The following is a 19,027-nucleotide window of genomic DNA, read 5'->3' as shown; positions in this document are numbered from 1 at the left end:
GAGTTTTAATCATCACCCACAATCAAATGTAATGCATTTGTTATTTTTATAACCTAAAGTTCTATCTTTCAAGACTTTTATTATAGAACATCCCAAATTGAGCGAGAAAACAAAGACTAGCTAGCGCAACGTTCTGAATATTCGCCACAAACATCCCACAAGTATTGTTAGTAAACTTTTACCTAAAAAATCACCGTCAAAATTTCAAACGTCTGTATTAATGAGATATTCTATGGCGGTGTGTTAACGCATTGCTAAGGTATTGCAATGCTTTTGCTGTCACAGGGACTAATAATAATGACAAGAAAGCAGCCAAATTTAATTAATCAGGAAGTCACGTTAAATAATAACGACCAACTTATCTCCACGACTGACAAACGCGGGGTGATCCAATACGTCAACCAACGCTTTGTTGACATTTCAGGGTTTAGTGAGCAAGAACTCATTGGAAAAAACCACAATATGGTGCGCCACCCAGATATGCCCAAGGCTGCATTTAAAGAGATGTGGTCAAAGCTAGAGTCTGGGCAATCATGGCGCGGTGTGGTGAAGAACCGCTGCAAAGATGGTCGTTATTATTGGGTCGATGCCTTTGTTTCTCCCTTATTTGATAAAGGGCAACTTGTTGGTTATCAGTCGGTAAGAATCAAAGCCGATGCAACACTCATAACTAAAGCAAATAATATTTATCAGCGTCTTAATCAGGGAAAACGCGTAGATGATCCTATTAGCTTGGCCAATAAACGCTTACTTTCGGCCGTATGTGCGACAGCAGGATTAGTCATAGCTGGAGCAATTTGGGGTTGGAGCGTGATCATTGCCGGCGCCGTATTAATGGCAATCAACCTCGCCATTTTTTATGACGAAGCCTTTAGAGTCCCTGCTCGTCTAATGAAAATGAAACAGGACTACGACTCAATCAGTCGTTTTATTTATTGCGGCCGAGACACTTCATCCTTGTTAGACTTTCAGTTGATGATGAAAGATGCCAAATTACAAGGGGTGCTTGGGCGCTCCCAAGATAATGCCGAGCATATCGAAGATATTGCCAGCCAACTTATCGCTGCTGCAGAGCAAACCCATGCAGGGCTCAATATTGAAAATCAGCAAATAGAACAAATAGCCAGTGCCACCGAAGAGATGGGCGCAACCATTAGTGAAGTGGCTAAAAATACCCAGTCAACTTCGGAAAGCATTAAAGATACCTACCAAGTCTGCCAAGATAGCCGCGATAGAATGCAGCAAAATGCCATGAGTATTAATCAACTTTCAGACTCAGTCGCTGACGCTGCCGCTAATGCTCATTTACTCAATAAAGAAGCTGAAGAAGTGGCCAGTGCCATGACAGAAATTGATGCCATTGCTGAGCAAACTAACTTGCTTGCCCTCAATGCAGCTATTGAAGCGGCTAGAGCCGGTGAACAAGGTCGTGGCTTTGCAGTCGTTGCCGACGAGGTCAGAGCGCTGTCAAGTCGCACTCAACAATCAACCACTAGCATATCTCAAAGCGTAGATAAAATGTTTGCCATGCTTACACAGTGGTCGCAACAAATGGATAATAGCAAATCACAAGCATTATTATGCAGCGAAGATGCCAAACTCTCCGCACAAAAAATCGACACCATCTATCAATCCATGAAAGAAATTCAGCAATTAGCATTACAAAATGCCGTTGCAGCTGAACAACAAACACTCGTTGTTGGCGAAATCAATCAAAATATCAATCAAATTAGCCAAGCCTCAAGTGAAAACCTATGCGCTGTAACCTTAGTTGAAGAGTCAGTGAAAGAGTTAAAGTTTAATGCTGAAAAAGCAAAATCTCTGAGAAAAACATTTAGTTAATTCCTCTGTAAAAGCTTAATCGGCCGTTAGTTTCTATTTCTAACGGCCAAGCAAAACCACCAACAAGCAACCTTAGCGCAACATTTGCAAACATATGTTTTAAAAAGAATTAACCATAAAAAAGTTTTGTGCTTTTTCGCAAACTTCCGATACAATATAAATAATCATATTGAGCTAATAACTATTCGACTGTAGTGAATTACACTACGTAATAATAGTCATCATCTTGCTTAGATATTTTTTGGCGGTGATATCGCCGATTAACGATTGAATGGTTATTCAATTAATTATCTGTTTATGCATAAACATTGGTTTATTGTCATTAAGCAAAATTTGTTATTTAGGGTGTAAATAAAGTGCAAGAAAAACAAACCCACAGTATCAAAACAATACTGACCTTTATCGTACCGTCTCTGATTGGTCTTATGCTGTTTATGATGCCAATTAACTATAATGATGCGCTTACTATTCCTATCGCAATTATCTCTAAGGGCTTACAGAGCCTGTTAAGTGAAGTACTTGTAGGCATAGTGACTGCAATTGTTGTGTTCACTGCAGCAGCTACAATACTAACAAAGGCAATTAAGCCTAAATTTATTGTTGACCAGCACTTTTTAAATTCGTTATTTAACGTTAGCCCGGTTTGGGCAATTGTTCGCATACTTGGCGCAGTCTTTATTGTACTCACCTATTTTGGCTTTGGTCCTGAAGCTATCCGCTCAGGCGGTACCGGTGCCCTAGTTTTAAACGATTTACTGCCAGTACTGTTTTCAGTTTTCTTGTTTGCAGGCATGTTATTACCACTGCTACTTAACTTTGGCCTACTAGAGCTACTTGGTACTATGCTAACCAAAGTAATGCGTCCTGTGTTTAATTTGCCAGGTCGCAGTGCCATTGACTGTATGGCATCTTGGTTAGGTGACGGCAGTGTTGGTATTTTGATGACCAGCAAGCAATATGAAGCACGCTTTTACACCCAAAGAGAAGCCGCTGTGATAGGTACAACCTTCTCTGCGGTATCAATTACCTTCTCATTAGTGGTTATTTCACAGGTTCAACTTGAGCATCTATTTGTGCCATTTTATTTAACTGTGTGTTTAGCTGGTTTTGTTGCAGCAATTGTTGTACCTAAACTACCGCCACTATCGTGGAAGAAAGACGTTTACGTTGATGAAACGCCACGTCATGCAGACGATGAAGTTGTACCTGCTGGGTTTAACGTATTCTCTTGGGGTATGCACCAAGCATTAAATAAAGCCTCAAATGCTGGCGGCATCAAGCACACTCTTGTTGATGGCATGAAAAACGTTATTGATATGATTTTTGGTGTGATCCCTGTTGTTATGGGTATCGGTACTATCGCACTGATGATTGCTGAATTTACCCCAATTTTTGAATACTTGGGTATGCCGTTTATTCCGTTACTTGAACTACTGCAAGTACCTGAAGCCGCTGCTGCATCTAAAACCATTATGGTTGGTTTTGCTGATATGTTCATTCCAGCAATTTTAGCTAGCTCGATTGAATCTGATATGACTCGCTTTATTATTGCCACCTTATCAGTGACTCAGCTTATCTACATGAGCGAAGTCGGCGCACTGCTTATTGGCAGCAAAATTCCAGTTAACTTCTTAGAACTGTTTGTGGTGTTTATTCTAAGAACATTAGTAACTCTGCCAGTTATTGCTGGTGTTGCGCACCTTATTTTCTAATCAGCGCAGAGCGCCATTTAAGGCGCGAACTAAAACACAAAAGGAGCGCTTAAGCGCTCCTTTTTTACATCTGTAATCCGTCCAAAATAACTTAGCTAAAAATCAAACTTGCTCTACAGCTATATTACGGAGCCCTTGCCGTCATTAATTCGCCATAAATTGTTCATCAATGAGTCAATAACAGCTTTTACTCTGGCTGCAAATCATCGTTGAAATGGCAAGCCCATGAGCACTAAGCCAACCGAAAACAGATCTTTAACCTCGCCTAAAGCTGTACCAGCGATTATCGCCCGTAAAACGCGGCAAAGTTTTAATGCGCTTTGGCTGTCTGATCTCCACTTAGGTAGTAAAGACTGTAAGGCCGAGTACCTGCTGCAACTGCTAAAACAAGTCGATACTGAGTCCTTATATCTAGTAGGTGACATTTTTGACGTATGGGCGCTCAAGCGCCGAATTTACTGGCCAGAATCCCATAATAAAGTGCTGCAACAACTGCTCAAAATGGCACGAGACGGCGTCAATATTGTTTATATTCCCGGTAATCACGACGAAATACTTAAACCTTATAGCGGCTTTCATTTATGGGATCTATCTATTGCTAACGAGTACATCCACATTGGGGTCAGCGGTCGTAAAATACTGATGCTGCACGGTGACCAATTTGATAGTGAAGTCTGCGTTGGCCGCACTTACGCCAAGCTCGGGGATCACTTATACGATTTACTGCTGTTTTTAAATCGCGGATTACACCAAGTGCGTAATTGGCTTGGCTACCCCTACTGGTCACTTGCCAGCTATATCAAGCTCAAAATCAATAAAGCTCAACAAGCCATTAATGATTATCAGGCCGCAGTGATCCGCTACGCCAATTCTAAAACTGTCGATGCGGTAGTTTGTGGCCACATTCACCAACCAGCCCTCGAGCTTAACAATAAGATCCTTTACGCCAATGACGGCGACTGGGTAGAAAACTGCACCTTAATTGCTGAATCCACACAAGGCGAGATCCAGCTTTTAAAGTGGGACGAAATACATGCCGAAGCCAAGTTGGTTAAGTCTTACTCCTTTGATGACAGCGAGCAAACACCACAGCAGCAACAGGTTGCGTAACAAGCTTTTCACGCGCGATATAAGCCACAATCAAATTAGGCAAAACTATGATATTCACCGTCGATAATGTAGTAGCAAAAAACTTACCTAAAATTAATCAAACACCTTGGCTATCTACGCCAACCAAAGCCATGTTGCGCTATCTACTAAATGAAAAAGAGTGCAATGATATCGCTAACCAATTTAGCTACTTAAAAGGCATAGACTTTGTTGAACAGGTACTAGCAAGTTTCAACTTCAACTACTCAGTACCTAATAGCGAAATTGAGAACATCCCTTGTGAAGGTCGAGTAGTGATCTATGCGAACCACCCCATTGGATCGTTAGATGCGCTAGCGATGATAAAACTGATTAGTAAAGTCAGACCCGATATTAAAGTGGTCGCCAACGAGCTACTAATGGCATTAGAGCCGATGCATTCAATTTTGCTACCGGTAAGAAACATGACCGGCGGCACCCCAAAGCAACATCTGGACAATATCCATAAACACCTTAAAAATGAAGGTGCAGTACTTATCTTTCCCTCAGGAGAAGTTTCCAGACTTCGGCCGCAAGGGGTTGTCGATCTGCACTGGCACTCAGGCTTTGTAAAAATAGCCAAAGCATGCCAAGCCCCACTACTTCCCATGTACGCCGACGCGAAAAACTCTGCCACATTTTATGGCGCGTCAATGATCTACAAACCATTAGCCAGCCTATTGCTCGTCAAAGAGATGTTCAAACAGGCACGAAAAACCATGCCGATTCGTATTGGCGAATTAATCCCCAAAGAGGCGCTAACCAGCAGTGATTTTGCGCTAAAAACCAAAGTGAAATTGCTAAAAAACCATCTGTACCGCATTGGTAAAAATCGCAGTCCCCTATTTAAAACCCAAAGCGCAATCGCACATCCAGAGTCCCGTGGTGAACTGCAGGCGGCACTGCAAAAGTGTGAGTTACTGGGAGAAACTCAAGACAATAAAAAAATCTATCTTTATCGCCACAATGAAAGCAATCCGATTATGCGAGAGATTGGACGTTTACGTGAAATAGCCTTTCGCGCTGTAGGCGAAGGCAGCGGCAAACGCCGCGATACCGACAAGTATGACGCTTATTATTTGCATTTAGTTCTGTGGGATCCTGAAGCACTCGATATTGTCGGATCCTACCGTTTTGCCGGCGCTAAACAAGTCCACCAGCAATATGGCAATGATGCGTTATATAGTCAAAGTTTGTTCGAGTATAACGCGGGATTTACGCAGTACTTTGAGCAAGGCTTAGAACTTGGGCGCAGCTTTGTACAGCCCAAATATTGGGGCAAACGTAGCTTAGATTACCTATGGTTTGGTATCGGCGCATTTTTAGTGCGTAATCCTGAATACCGTTACTTGTTTGGCCCAGTATCTTTGAGCGACCAAATACCTGAACGAGCCAAAGAGAAACTCATCCACTTTTATAAGACCCAGTTTGCCTGCCCAGAAATATTAGCAAGCTCCTTTAATCCTTATAGCTTTACTCAAAACCGAGAAGCAGAGCTAATAGAACAAGGCGGTGAACTTGATTATAACGATGGCTTTAAACAGCTAAAACAAACGATGGCGAGCATGAATAGCGCAGTACCGGCTCTATTCAAACAATATGGCGAGCTATGTAGTGACGGCGGCGTGCAGTTTCTTGATTTTGGTATCGACCCTGAATTTGGCGATTGTATCGATGGTCTAGTGTTAGTTGATACTCACAAACTCAAACCTAAAAAACGTAGCCGTTATCTAGACTGCCATTTACCAGAACAGCACCTTACAGAAGACTAAAATCCAAACTCAACTGATTAGTCACAGTATTCATCCGAGTGACAATGGCGTAAAGCCAATAACAAAAATGCCAGTCATTGATGACTGGCATTTTTAGCTTATATGGTTAAGCCTTAATGGCTAAGCTTTAATAATTAGCAAAGCTTGCAGATTAAATCGCCCAGCCACCCATATAAAATACCACTAAGCCGACAGTAATGGCTAACACACCCGGCTTGATTAAACGCCACTCACCGCTGCAAATACGCCCAATCACTAAGGTTACAAAGCCAAGCATGATACCGGTCACAATATTACAGCTCAGGATAATAAATACCGCACAGGTCAAGCCTGCCATAGCATCTACTTTGTCATTAAAATCAAGCTTAGTGACATTGCTTAGCATCAGTAAACCCACATACATTAATGCCGGTGCTGTTGCATAAGCTGGAACAAGGTAGCTTAGCGGAGCAAGGAACATCATAAGTAGGAAAAGTAAGCCTACAATTGTCGCTGTAAGACCGGTTTTACCACCAGCAGCCGTACCCGCAGCAGATTCAATATATACTGCTGCAGGTGCACCACCGACAGCGCCAGCAAAAATGCTACTGACAGAATCAGAGGTCAATGCTTTACCACCGCCGACAATGTTGTCTTTTTCATCTAATAGCTCTGCTTGGCCAGCAACCGCGCGAATAGTGCCGGTAGCATCAAAGATTGCGGTCATAACAAGGGCTAATACAATAGGTAAAACTACTGGGTTTAACGCGCCCATAATATCGAGCTGACCGATGAGTGATTTATCAGACATTAGATCTGGTAACGCAAAAAATCCTTGATAGGTCACACTAGGATCAAATACCAAACCAAACACAGATAGCGCGATAATCACCAATAAAATACCGCCCGGCATACCACGGCGCTCAAGGCCTATTGTTGCGGCTAAACCAATAATGGTGGCTATCACTGGCAAACTATGGATATCACCCAGTGCCACTGGCAAGCCGGTATCATTGGCTACAATCAATTTAACGCTATTGGTAGCAATCAATAATAAAAATAAGCCGATACCAATACCTGTGCCGTGGGCAATACCTTTAGGCAAATTAGTAAGTACCCACTGACGAACACCTGTCACACTGACTAAAGTGAACACGATACCCATCAAGAAAATTGCACCTAAAGTCACAGGGATTGAGATCCCTTGACCAAGCACCATACTAAACGCGGTAAAAGCCGTGAGTGAAATTGCACAGCCAATCGCCATCGGCATATTGGCCCATAAACCCATTAACAGCGAGCCAAATGCCGCAATTAAACAGGTAGCAACGAATACAGCACCGGTGTCGAACCCCGCCGCGCCTAACATGTTTGGCACCACGATAACCGAGTAAACCATAGCGAGGAAAGTAGTAAGACCTGCAATGACTTCACATCTTAATGTGCTGCCACGAGCTGTAATATTGAAGTAACGATCCAGAAATGAATCGGTGGGAGTTGTAGTGCTTGTTAGAGTCTGATCAGACTTCATAATTGTTATACCTTTTGATCTCTTAAATTGGGTAAAACCAACTGAGGTAAGTTGGTTACTCGGCTATGGCAGGTAGAGCCCCAATTCAATAGATTGGGTGAGAGATCCACTTACGCTTATAAAAGCGGCAGTGACCTGCGAGCAATATGCCTGGTAAAATTTACTCTTACCAACACAGCCTTTGTTGGCGCGGAGTGTACAGCAATCAGCTGCAGGGAAATAGCCAACTAAAAGCTTTTTTGATTCGTATCAATAAAAAAATGCCCACACGAGTAAACGCTGGGCATCGATATCAACCACTATGCAGGCAAAATAACCATTTAATGCCGATATTTTATTAGCGGCGCTTCTTACCACCTAAAGCGCGTTTCTTGGCTCTTTGCCTTTGTGCTGCTTTACTATTTTTACGGCTAGGTTGTTCCATCTTAGTGAGATCTGGCTCAAATCCGGGTAACCATTGCTGCGGCAATCGCTTATCGAGCACTGTTTCTACTTCTTCGAGCAACAAGGCATCATCTTCACTATAAAGGGTAATGGCCTTACCTGTGTTGCCCGCGCGGCCCGTGCGACCTATGCGATGCACGTAATCTTCTGCCACAAATGGGATTTCATAGTTGACCACCACTTTAAGCTCAACAATATCAAGACCACGAGCAGCGACATCGGTTGCCACTAACGCTTTGATCTTGCCTTGCTTAAAATCATTAAGCACTTGCTCACGCGCACCTTGCCCTAAATCGCCATGAAACGCTTTTGTTTCTATGCCGGCTGCAGTCATTTTTTGGCAGATTTGATCAGCAGTTTGCTTTTTACGGCTAAAAATCAATACTTGATGCCAATCATTCTTACTGATCAAATGGCTAATTAATGCTGTTTTACGGTCGCTATCTACCGCATAAACAATTTGCTCAACGTTATGGGCTGCACTGTTAGCTTTATCGACTTCAATTCTTACGGGCTTTTGCAGTAGTTTTTTACTTAAATCATAAATCGCTGAGCTAAAAGTCGCAGAAAAAAGCAAGGTCTGACGCTTGGCTGGCAACTGCTTTAAAATCGCGCTGATCTCATCCATAAAGCCCATGTCGAGCATACGATCAGCTTCATCAAACACTAAGTGCTCGATGCTAGAAAGGTTTAATGAACCACGGCGTACATGATCGAGCAACCGCCCTGGTGTTGCGACAATAACATCAACACCCGCAGCCAATTTAGTTGCTTGAGCATCAATACTGACGCCACCATAAATCACTAAGCTACTAATATCGGTATTAACCGCATATTGGCTAACATTGCTATTAACTTGCACTGCGAGTTCGCGAGTCGGAGTGAGTACTAACACCGATGCTCGCTTAGTTGGTGCATTGTTAACTGGTTTATCAAGTAACAGTTGCAGCAGAGGCAAGGTAAATGCCGCTGTTTTGCCGGTTCCTGTCTGCGCACTTGCCATAAGGTCTTGCCCTGCCAATATCGCAGGGATCGCCTCAGCTTGAATTGCTGTTGGCTGTTGATAACCTTTCTCGGTTAGTACGCTTAAAAGTTTGTCACTTAAAGCAAGTGATGAAAATGACACGCTGACAGTCCTTGATAAAAACAGTTTAATTAGCCGAGAGTTTACCAGAAAAAATCACAAAGCCCGCAGCATTCAATCTCGCGCTGACTAAGTTAATCAATCTAAAATCAAATTAAGCTCAGCGTTACAAATAGAATATTAATATCGCGCCTAATACTTGCACTATTAAAAGCAGTTTTTATTTAGACATTCCAGCGTAGCGAGCCAAGTTTGACTTCCCTTTTGCAACCCATTCAGTCTTGCCACATTGACCCGACACACATATGAAACGGCCGCAGCATCAATCGACCTCTGGTTAATTTCACACCATCTTTGTGACAAAGCTCACAACCATAAAAGTCAGCGCTCAATAAATCAGCAACAACACGTGAGCGGTCACAGTTTGAAGGGCTAAAAAGTAGACAATAGCGCTCCGTTTTTATTAGCTATTAGGTTTTGCGGTTTAGTGTTCGAGTTATCACATCAAAGTTTATTATGGGTACAAGCGTTAGGCTTTGTGTCGATGGCAGTAGGTTGGTGGGCCAACGCGCAAAAAAATGATCAGCACCTTCTTAGCGGCAATCTTGTCGCCTCTGGTTTAACCGCAATTCACCTTGGCTTGCTCGGCAGTAATCTTGGCCTGTTTAACCAATTACTCAATATGGTGCGCTTTGCTATTTGTCGCAACCGAGTTTCTCGCACTAAGCGCTGCTCAATTTACCTACCATTGTTATTTGCTAGCCTTGCCTTTTTACAAGGACTGCTTTGGGCAAATCACTGGGCAGAGTGGTGCGCCGTTGCAAGTGCAGTGCTAATGAGCTTTGCGCTATTTTACGCCAAAGGCGCGCAGTTACGCATCGCGATGTTAATCAGTAATCTGCTTAATTTGGCGCTATCGGTCTATTTGCTGTCTTGGTCGGGGATTGCCTACCAAGTGATTACGATTTTAATTTTAAGCTGTGCGCTTTTGCCATTAAAAACCCCGAACTATGCGGCAAAACCAGCAGCTTAAGCTGTACTCACAATCAACTTAGATGTTTGCTTACACTACAAATTTGTACAAACACAAGCAGTTAGCTTATGATTACGCTCAATTGGCAATATAAAGATTATAAATAGGAACACGCGACAGTAGAAAAAACTGCCCGCACAAGGATTGATATGGATGATAGACGACAGTTTTCAAGGTTAAATCTAACCTCTGATGCAAAACTGATTAGTGGCGAAAACCAATGGCAAACTCAGCTGTTAGATATCAGCCTCAACGGCGCGCTTATCAAGCAGCCTCAGGAGTTAACACTCGCGTGTCAGCCGCTCACTCTGGAGTTTATGATCCACGATTCTGACATTTGTGTGCAAATGCAAGTCCGTATTGTGCACAAAAAAAACCAACAACTCGGTTTAGCCTGTTTACATATTGATGTTGAAAGCATTAGTCATCTACGCCGATTACTCGAGCTAAACTTAGGTGATGCGTCGCTATTAGATAGAGAACTTGAACGGCTTTTTGGTTTGAACTAAAGGCTCAAGAATAAAAGCTAGCACCTATCTATACAAAAACACCGCAATTAGTTGCGGTGTTTGTCGTTTAAATCATGATTAATTGATCAACTCAAGCAACTCATGAATCGTCTTCACCGGGATAATTTTCGCTCCTGCGCCTTCCATTGACTTATGGTAATTACGAAAAGGAATGAAGATCTCGGTAAAACCATGTTGGATCGCCTCACGAACTCGAGGTACGCCACTATCAATAGGACGCACATCACCATTAAGACTCAACTCCCCCATAATACAAGTGGTTCTTGGCACAACAAAGTCGTTCAAACTACTCAGTAATGCCGTTACCAAGGCTAAATCGATACAAGTTTCAGACTCATCAATTTTAAGACCGCCAACCAAGTTAAAGTAGGTATCATGGAAGATCTTGGTTTTTGTATGCTTACGCAAAATCCCCGTCAGCATTTTAATCCGGTTCATGTTCAAGCCCACGCACACTCGCTGAGGAAATTCAGCTTCGGTTTCAGTGGTTAAACATTGGATTTCCAGCAGCAGATTACGATTACCTTTACGAATACAAGTAATGGCTGCTCCAGGTGACTCAGTGGTTGAACCTGATAGAAAGATTTCACTCGGGTTATCAACACTTATCATCCCCCGCTCAGTCATCTTAAAAATACCTACGGTATCCACATCACCAAAACGGTTCTTATTGGCCCTTAATGTGCGCACTTGACCATCGTTACACTCGATATGAGTTAGGCAATCCACAATATGGATTAAGGTCTGCGGCCCAGCGGTTTCATTGTTCTTGTTGACGTGAGCCACTAAAAACATGGTCACATTGTTTTGCTTACAATACTGGGTTAATGCTTGTGCACTGCCCTTAACTTGCGATGGTGATCCCGGGCTACCATTGGCTAAATCGGTAACAACGGCTTGAATCGAGTCGATAACGGCAAACTTAATCTGCTTATCTTCAAGCTCTGCAATAATCGCTTCAACACTGGTTTCAGCCATAAGGTATAAATTGTCTTCATTGCAATCTAACTTAAGACGATTAACCCGATTTTTAAACTGTGATAATGATTCTTCGGCAGTACAGTATAACGATGGCATTAGCTGAGACATACGCGATACCAAATCCGATAGAATAGTGGTTTTACCCGCTCCAGGATCGCCAGAAATAATATTCACCGAGCCTGTTGTAAGCCCGCCGCAAAGTACGCGATCAAGCTCACCAATGCCGGTTAGCATTTTCTCGGCTTCAAACTCTTCAATTTCATTTAGCTTTTTTGAACCACCGCCCACAGAACCGGCATAACCTGCTACAGTAGCTCTGGTTGGCTTAGCTAATGAGATTTTTAATTCACTAATGGTGTTCCACTCTTGGCACGCACTACACTGCCCCTGCCAACGAGGAAAATCTTGACCACATTCATTACATACAAACGCTGTTTTATTCTTTGCCATAACCGCTTCTAAATTGCATAAATCGGTAAAGTAACGACTAGATAGGCCGATACTTATATAATATCCGAGGGATAAGCGAGTATCCCCCTTAGTTATTGCCACTGAGCCTATCAGCCATTGGCCTTATTATCATCCAAAAAGAAGTATTTAATGACGTTAGATCTGCACAAAGCTTTAGTTGAACAGTTAAAACCTTTATTGATGGAGCCTAACTTTCAAGAGTTATTCGATCAACTAACCGCTGATGAAACCAACTCAACCCGCTTTTTGCTTAAAATGGAGCTCACTCGTATTGCTTCAATTTGTACTCGCAACATAGATCTACGCCATAAAACCGAACTTGATTGCGAAGAGTTTCAGTTTGCTGGCCAGCGTCACTATTTAGACCAACCAGCCAAAGACTGTTTTTTAGAAGCCCTTGCTCTGTATCGAGACGAATATACCTTAGGTGTTTATGAGCAAGTTATTAATTGTCATAAACAACGAATTCTAAAGCAACGTAAAGCAAGCCAACAAAATATCATCAGCGAAATCTCCCCTTTTGTGGCTAAAGGTGTGGTTTTAGGTAGCTACTTTGCGCGCTCGGAAGAGCGTATGAATTACAGTATGCGCATTAGCGTCATTCAAGGACAACAATCTTTAACGGGGATAACCGTTGATTTGTCTGTTGGCGGCGCAAGAATACGCCTACCAGCCAAACATCATTTACGCACAAGTCAGCCTATTCGAGTCAAACTCGAAGAACTAAGTGATGAGTATTATCACAAAGATCTGCAACAAGGGGTTGATTACCAGATTATTGATGTTGAACAAAACCAAGAGTTCAGCTGGCTAAGACTTAAGCGTATATCTGGCTCTGAAGCACTGTCTGACATTTTACGTAACCTGATTAGAGGTTATAAATACCGCTATAAAGTCAATGTTAATGACGTACTCGTTAGCACTAAAGGCCTTGGCTTTGAGCGCCAATATTTGCCACGCTTGCCGCATATGCCATTATTTGTGGAGCAAATCATTGATAGTGATAACCAGCAGCACTACAAACTCAGCCATAAGTTGCTTAGTCGCGACAATCAAGGGATCTGTCAATACTTCAAAGATGAAGATGATATTAGTCAGCTCAGCGGTTTTTTAACCCCTGAACGGATAAAGTTAATTATTGAATCTGATGACAACAGTGAACATTGTCAGCTGTTTAGCTTTATATTTCACGCTCAAGGCTGTAAATACTTTTACTCTGCAAGTTTAGCGGAACTCAAAAGTAAGAATTTATTGGCATTATTTTTAAGTTTTAGCGCCGCAAAACCAAGCTTCAAAATATTCAGAGTAACCAAACACAACATAGATCATAAGCAGTCATACAAAGCTTGCATATTACCCGGCGATGAAGGACGTTACTCACCGCAAACAGAAGCTCAGCTTGGCGCCTTTAGCCATGTTTTACAAATAATTGATACGACTAGCTCTGCTCCTGAAAAACACTATCAAGCGTGGGAGCAAGTCCATCAAGCCAGTGAGCAACTGCCAAGTGTTAATGCGTTAAAAGTGTTTGGCCAAAACAAAGTTAGCCAGCACGCCATTACACTTATCTCTTTGCAATTTAGTGAGCGGCGCAATGAATCACGCTTTGCATTTAAAACCGCGGTGCAGCTCACCCAAGGTAAAGTCACAGCGATAGCGGCAACAGATGATATCTCTAGCCGGGGAATGAAACTCACTTTAACTGAGCCTGTTGAGTTTAACCAAGCTGAGCCGATTGCAATTAGTTTTCCTAAACTACAAACTCTTGCGGGAAAAACATCGCTGCAAATGCTGCCTTACCAACTATTACGTACCCGTAAAAACGGCGTGACTTTGCACCTTTCAGCCCAAGTTGGCCATACGCCGCATGCTGGAGTGGAATTTTTAAACCGCTTAATTAGACATAATCGCGAAAAGCTACAAAAGCTGACTGAAGGTCAACACGATGTGCAAGAGCTAGCCGATGGCATGAAGAACCTTGTGATGCGCAAACTTGCATCTGTTCCTTACTTTGTCGAGCGCACGGTCAAATCTGCCCGCATATCAACACTGGGGATCAGTACCGAGCAGAACCATATTGCCAATATTTTTGCATCTAAGAGCGATGATACCCTTGCCTACGATTTAGCGCCCTTGCTGATGGATGACAAATTAAAACGTGATTTCATTGCACCTATCCGCAACATAAAGCCACAGGATCCTTTATCCTACTTTGAAGTTTATGTGCAGCTATCACGTATGTCACAGGGCAAAATGAAAGTACGCTGTATAAGCGATACAGAACTGCCTGAGTTAGAACAGCAATTAGGCTTTATTAAGCGCAGCCAAGAGCTTGGTGAATTTATCGCTTTACGCGTATATCGCGGCGCAGCGGGTAAACCTGATTTAAGCTATATCCGCCGCGAACGTGAATACTTAACTAAGCATGCTTCTCACAAAACCAAAAAGCTTGAAGAGCAACTGTGGAACATTATTGGTGTCGGCGAGTTTTTAGATATCACCCCTGAAGTGATGCTGAGATTTCCAGAGTTATGCTTTAAAGCCTGAGTCTTGCCAATTCATTTTAACGCAGAACTTTAGCTCCCCCCTCGTCACCAATCTCTATTAGCAGCATTGTCATTCAGCGCAGTGCTGCTAAATTTCGCTAACAGTACTACAATTTACGCCTTTGCAAGCAAAGCTCAATTAGCCAAATTTTATTGCTCAGCGCCCATATATTCTTTGCTCACTTATAAGTAACGCAATTATTTACACTTGTCGAAATCAATACGCATAGCTGCACTATCAAACTTTATGCTTAATCACTCGATACATAAAGCCAACCACTAACAGGTTAATGCATAATATTGCTGCGGTTAATAAACTCGGCTTAGTTAATAGACCATAGATCTCAAATGGTAAGTAAATCGCCCCACTCAATAGCGCAAACCACTCGGTCCAAACTAGGCTATGCCACAGTCCGTATGCCTCAACAAAACGAATCAATGCATAAAGACTGGCGCCAGCCATCACCCAATAGATATTAGCCGCACTCACTTTGCCCGCCTCAAGCACAACGTCTTGCAGCAAATGGTTAGCTGGATTCAAATGCAAGTGAGCAATTAAGGCTTCTATGACTTGCTGTACATTCCCCCCTGCAAGCTTATGTAATTCAAAAATCACTAATACAGATAACAAGCCTTTGCTTGCTTCGAGCATAGACACCGCTTTTAGACCTTTATTCACTGACGACATAATTCTCTTACACTTAGTTATAGAGTAACTTTCTAAAATACTCGTTAAATCCAATTCAAGTTAAGCCTAGTTATTTTAAACCAGTTTAAACAGATTCAGCGGCTTATTAATTAGCTTTAATGCAGACTTGTTTTTGCTTATAAAACCAACACAGCAGACCACTAAATGGTCTCGGAAAACTCGAAATTTGAGCAAGCAACAATCATTGATTAACGACTGATGAACTGAAGATGTATTTTTATTAATGAAAGGGAATAGTTAATTAGCCTCATCAAATCCTGATGTATAGTGCTGACACAAGCAATTTGCGCATAAATCTGAGAAACTCACTCCCATTTTGGTCGCTAAAATGCTAAAACAGGCTCGACAGTTAAGTACTCATCTCAAACCTCTAAAGCATTAGGCACACGGCTTGAGATTTAGGCCCATTTAGGAACACCGACAATGCTAGATTCATTTGTCTCAGTTATTACCGCACTTTGGCACCAAGATTTTGCTTTATTACAAAGCCCTGGCAGTGCCGCCATGATTTATCTTTGTATTTTCACCTTAATTTGGCTAGAAAGTGCGCTTCTTCCCGCTGCGCCAATGCCCTGTGATAGTGTAGTCATTCTCTCTGGCAGCTTAGCCGCCGCAGGGATCATTAGCTTACCTTTAGCGTTTATTGCATTATTGGTTGCTGGTGCGACGGGGAGCTGGGTGGCGTTTATTCAAGGCCGCTGGTTACATCGCTTACCTAAAATCCAACGCTGGATTGATGCGGTGCCCGAAAAGCGCATGAAAACCGTAGATAAGCTATTAAACAAACATGGATTATTAGCATTATTTATCGCTCGCTTTATTCCGGTTGTTCGCCCTCTATTACCTTTGATGATGGGGTTACACGTTAAAAATGTGGCTCATTTCCATTACTTCGCTTGGTTAAGTGCAGCGAGTTGGAGCGGCTTATTACTAGGCTTTGGTTACGCCTTATCTTATCTACCAGAAAATATTGCCAAGTTTGTGACTATGGCGCTGATCATTGCACCATTTGTTACCTTAGCCATTGCGATTATTAGTATATTAAGCAGCTTTATCATTAAGAAAAGACGCGCTAAAAAGTCGATTGTTGCTGAAATCATTCAAGAAAGCGTATTAGTTAAACCGCAAAATATTATTAAAAAGCCTATTGAATAAATAGCGCAAACTATTGTGATGTACTAACCCTTGCTTTAAAGCCCTGTTTTGATAACAGGGCTTTTTTGTAGTGCCTGTTTGTATCGCCACTAAACGAATATGGAATATTTTCCATTGTCATTAAATAGCTTATTTCAATTAAGCTCTTTGACTAACTAACTTTAATAAAAAGCCGCGAGAAGCAACAAGCAAATCACGGCTATTGAGTATAGTGTTTACTGACAAGCGACCATTATTCTAAATAACGACGCATCAATGCATATGCTTCATTTAGCTGCACAAAATCAGGCTTACTTTCTTTTGGCCGATTATGTCGGTCGAGATACTGATAACCACCTTGAGTACCGGAAACATGCAAAATGCTGTTTTCGTTCACTAAGGCGTAATCACTATAGCTTGCTAAAATAAGCCATTGTCTTCTATCAATATGGCTATCAAACAGATTGTAGCCAGCACTATAGTTTTCTACAGACCCATTAGCCCCCAAGTAGTTCAGCATTAACGTAGGCACAAGATCCATATGGTCTGTGTAATATTGATTGGTTGCAGTCTTCAATCCGGCCCCAAACATCATAAAAGGTACTTTTATTTGAGGGTCGGTAAAATTACCATTATGCCCCCAAAAGTTCTGTTTGTTATCGTTGATCTCTTGACCATGATCGCCAGTGATAACTACCAAGGTGTTAGCTAGCTCGCCAGATTCCTTAAGTTGATTCAGCACCTTACTGATTAATGAATCGGTAAAGTTAACGCTAGTATTGTAACGATTTAGAATTGGCAGCCTGTCCGTATCATTATTAATACTCAAGTAATCCATTCTCGAGACTTGTGGCTCAAACTTATTCGGGTAATCCGCAGGGAAGTCATATCCATGAGGTGAATCGTAAAATAAGAACGAAAATGCGGGACGTGAAGGATCTTTATGTTTGTCCCATTCAAGCCATTCTTGAGTAATTTCAATATCGCGACCAGCTTTAGAATCAGCCTTTGATCGCACTCTCAAGTCGGGAACATGCACAAACACCGTTTCATCAAACTCAGGTTTTAATAGATGTGCCGAAGAAAATATCCCTAGCTGATAATCTAACTGTTGTATTCTATCCATTAGTATTGGCGATTGACGATTACGGTAGAAGCTATGCCAATAAGTCGCCGGTAAGCCATAAAACAAACCAAAGATACCAGCGCGCGTAGCATTACCCGTTGAATAATGTTGATTAAACACTTGCCCATGTTGCGCAAACTGCCAAATATTGGGTGTAACCTTTTCACTAAAACTGTCATGACGCCAAGAGTCGATAATGATAAATAAAATATTTGTCGGTTTAACCTCCTTATATGTAATTGGCGACAAGGGATAAGCGAGATTACTATTTTTATCAACTTTTAACTTATTATTTTGAGCTAATTGTGCTTCATCAACTAAGCCATATTGCAGCATCAATCTATTGGCTGTTGCTGGGTAAAATAATGGTAAAAACCGACTAAAGTTGGTTATCGAATTAACCCCATTAGCACTTGCCCATATGTGGGTAACATGTGTGGCTAACATGGCTAAAAAGATAGACAACACAGTCAGTCGCCCCAGGTTTTTAATATGGTTAGCACCTCTTTTTAAAACAAACCAATACATCCCGCATTGCAGCAAGAATGCTAGTAATATCAATGATGCTGCAAATAAATAGTTTACTAAAGAGAACTCAACGATACCACCAGAGAAGACCATCTCGACAAGTACTGGCTGAATATGAAAACGGTATTGAGCGAAAATTTGCGTGTCGCCATACAAAGTCATTAACGCCGCACTGAAAATAATTGAGGTTAATATCACCCTGACACGAACAGATTTAATCACACTTAGTGGTAAACTAATAACCCCTACCAATAGCGCTAGCAACCCCATCTGACCTACTGTAGCAACGCCAATATAGGACCAATCAAACCAAGATAGATTTAGCGGAAGATAATCAAAGTAATTAGTTGCGATAACAGTAAACAGCAACGCATTGATAAATGTAAACACAAAGTGAGATTTCACTTGTGCGCGCAAAGGTATTATTTTCACCATTCAAGCCATTCCAATCTGCATAGCGCAAGCCATAAAAGGCGC

The 19,027-nt window shown here is 42.0% G+C and carries 13 protein-coding genes; 8 read left to right on the top strand and 5 right to left on the bottom strand.

Annotated features, from left to right (window positions below; translation table 11 throughout):
* The first annotated feature begins 297 nt into the window (after window positions 1-297).
* From L2740_RS07920 to olsF, 4 genes are all read left to right on the top strand, one after another.
* Window positions 298-1,842 (top strand): methyl-accepting chemotaxis protein, encoded by a 1,545-nt coding sequence (locus L2740_RS07920; protein WP_248949498.1) that lies wholly within the window; start codon window positions 298-300, stop codon window positions 1,840-1,842.
* A 425-nt stretch (window positions 1,843-2,267) separates the two neighbouring features.
* On the top strand, window positions 2,268-3,554 hold the full coding sequence (locus L2740_RS07915; RefSeq protein WP_248949699.1) for a YjiH family protein: 1,287 nt from the start codon (window positions 2,268-2,270) through the stop codon (window positions 3,552-3,554).
* Window positions 3,555-3,779: 225 nt separating this feature from the next.
* Window positions 3,780-4,664 carry a UDP-2,3-diacylglucosamine diphosphatase gene (locus L2740_RS07910; RefSeq protein WP_248949497.1) on the top strand — a complete coding sequence of 295 codons (885 nt, stop codon included), beginning with the start codon at window positions 3,780-3,782 and terminating at the stop codon, window positions 4,662-4,664.
* A 47-nt stretch (window positions 4,665-4,711) separates the two neighbouring features.
* Window positions 4,712-6,454, top strand: coding sequence for a bifunctional ornithine lipid synthase OlsF (olsF, locus tag L2740_RS07905; protein WP_420833513.1), 1,743 nt, complete (start codon window positions 4,712-4,714; stop codon window positions 6,452-6,454).
* A 151-nt stretch (window positions 6,455-6,605) separates the two neighbouring features.
* Here olsF and L2740_RS07900 read toward each other — a convergent pair whose 3' ends face one another.
* Together L2740_RS07900 and L2740_RS07895 are read right to left on the bottom strand one after the other, a co-directional pair.
* Window positions 6,606-7,964: an NCS2 family permease gene (locus L2740_RS07900; RefSeq protein ID WP_248949496.1), complete on the bottom strand. Its 1,359-nt coding sequence runs from the start codon at window positions 7,962-7,964 to the stop codon at window positions 6,606-6,608.
* 337 nt (window positions 7,965-8,301) lie between these two features.
* The gene (locus tag L2740_RS07895) at window positions 8,302-9,534 is read right to left on the bottom strand and encodes a DEAD/DEAH box helicase (RefSeq protein WP_248949495.1); all 1,233 of its coding nucleotides are present in this window, start codon (window positions 9,532-9,534) and stop codon (window positions 8,302-8,304) included.
* 445 nt (window positions 9,535-9,979) lie between these two features.
* On the opposite strand from L2740_RS07895, the gene L2740_RS07890 reads away from it, so the two are divergent.
* Together L2740_RS07890 and L2740_RS07885 are read left to right on the top strand one after the other, a co-directional pair.
* Window positions 9,980-10,525, top strand: coding sequence for a YgjV family protein (locus tag L2740_RS07890; protein WP_248949494.1), 546 nt, complete (start codon window positions 9,980-9,982; stop codon window positions 10,523-10,525).
* Window positions 10,526-10,674: 149 nt separating this feature from the next.
* Window positions 10,675-11,034 carry a PilZ domain-containing protein gene (locus tag L2740_RS07885; RefSeq protein WP_248949493.1) on the top strand — a complete coding sequence of 120 codons (360 nt, stop codon included), beginning with the start codon at window positions 10,675-10,677 and terminating at the stop codon, window positions 11,032-11,034.
* 78 nt (window positions 11,035-11,112) lie between these two features.
* On the opposite strand, the gene radA is transcribed toward L2740_RS07885, so the two are convergent.
* Complete coding sequence (radA, locus tag L2740_RS07880) at window positions 11,113-12,486, bottom strand: DNA repair protein RadA (protein ID WP_248949492.1); 1,374 nt, start codon at window positions 12,484-12,486, stop codon at window positions 11,113-11,115.
* Between the two features lie 150 nt (window positions 12,487-12,636).
* Here radA and L2740_RS07875 point away from each other — a divergent pair, with 150 nt between their 5' ends.
* Window positions 12,637-15,054, top strand: coding sequence for a PilZ domain-containing protein (locus tag L2740_RS07875; RefSeq protein ID WP_248949491.1), 2,418 nt, complete (start codon window positions 12,637-12,639; stop codon window positions 15,052-15,054).
* 237 nt (window positions 15,055-15,291) lie between these two features.
* On the opposite strand, the gene L2740_RS07870 is transcribed toward L2740_RS07875, so the two are convergent.
* A complete protein-coding gene (locus tag L2740_RS07870) occupies window positions 15,292-15,741 on the bottom strand; it encodes a DUF2127 domain-containing protein (protein ID WP_248949490.1) in 450 nt (149 codons plus the stop codon).
* Between the two features lie 444 nt (window positions 15,742-16,185).
* On the opposite strand from L2740_RS07870, the gene L2740_RS07865 reads away from it, so the two are divergent.
* Complete coding sequence (locus L2740_RS07865; protein ID WP_248949489.1) at window positions 16,186-16,917, top strand: DedA family protein; 732 nt, start codon at window positions 16,186-16,188, stop codon at window positions 16,915-16,917.
* Between the two features lie 232 nt (window positions 16,918-17,149).
* Here the strand turns inward: L2740_RS07865 and L2740_RS07860 are convergent, their stop codons facing one another.
* Window positions 17,150-18,985 carry a DUF3413 domain-containing protein gene (locus L2740_RS07860; protein ID WP_248949488.1) on the bottom strand — a complete coding sequence of 612 codons (1,836 nt, stop codon included), beginning with the start codon at window positions 18,983-18,985 and terminating at the stop codon, window positions 17,150-17,152.
* Window positions 18,986-19,027: the final 42 nt, after the last annotated feature.

This window comes from Shewanella pneumatophori, assembly GCF_023283895.1.
Taxonomy (GTDB): Bacteria; Pseudomonadota; Gammaproteobacteria; order Enterobacterales; family Shewanellaceae; genus Shewanella; species Shewanella pneumatophori.
Note: the sequence above shows the minus strand (reverse complement) of the source record. Positions and strands in the feature narration are given on the sequence as shown.

Excerpts from the sequence above, each read along its gene's own strand:
- L2740_RS07920 (WP_248949498.1), top strand. The coding sequence starts at position 298 with ATGACAAGAAAGCAGCCAAATTTAATTAATCAGGAAGTCACGTTAAAT.
- L2740_RS07915 (WP_248949699.1), top strand. The coding sequence starts at position 2,268 with ATGCTGTTTATGATGCCAATTAACTATAATGATGCGCTTACTATTCCT.
- L2740_RS07910 (WP_248949497.1), top strand. The coding sequence starts at position 3,780 with ATGAGCACTAAGCCAACCGAAAACAGATCTTTAACCTCGCCTAAAGCT.
- olsF (WP_420833513.1), top strand. The coding sequence starts at position 4,712 with ATGATATTCACCGTCGATAATGTAGTAGCAAAAAACTTACCTAAAATT.
- L2740_RS07900 (WP_248949496.1), bottom strand. The coding sequence starts at position 7,964 with ATGAAGTCTGATCAGACTCTAACAAGCACTACAACTCCCACCGATTCA.
- L2740_RS07885 (WP_248949493.1), top strand. The coding sequence starts at position 10,675 with ATGGATGATAGACGACAGTTTTCAAGGTTAAATCTAACCTCTGATGCA.
- radA (WP_248949492.1), bottom strand. The coding sequence starts at position 12,486 with ATGGCAAAGAATAAAACAGCGTTTGTATGTAATGAATGTGGTCAAGAT.
- L2740_RS07875 (WP_248949491.1), top strand. The coding sequence starts at position 12,637 with ATGACGTTAGATCTGCACAAAGCTTTAGTTGAACAGTTAAAACCTTTA.
- L2740_RS07870 (WP_248949490.1), bottom strand. The coding sequence starts at position 15,741 with ATGTCGTCAGTGAATAAAGGTCTAAAAGCGGTGTCTATGCTCGAAGCA.
- L2740_RS07865 (WP_248949489.1), top strand. The coding sequence starts at position 16,186 with ATGCTAGATTCATTTGTCTCAGTTATTACCGCACTTTGGCACCAAGAT.
- L2740_RS07860 (WP_248949488.1), bottom strand. The coding sequence starts at position 18,985 with ATGGTGAAAATAATACCTTTGCGCGCACAAGTGAAATCTCACTTTGTG.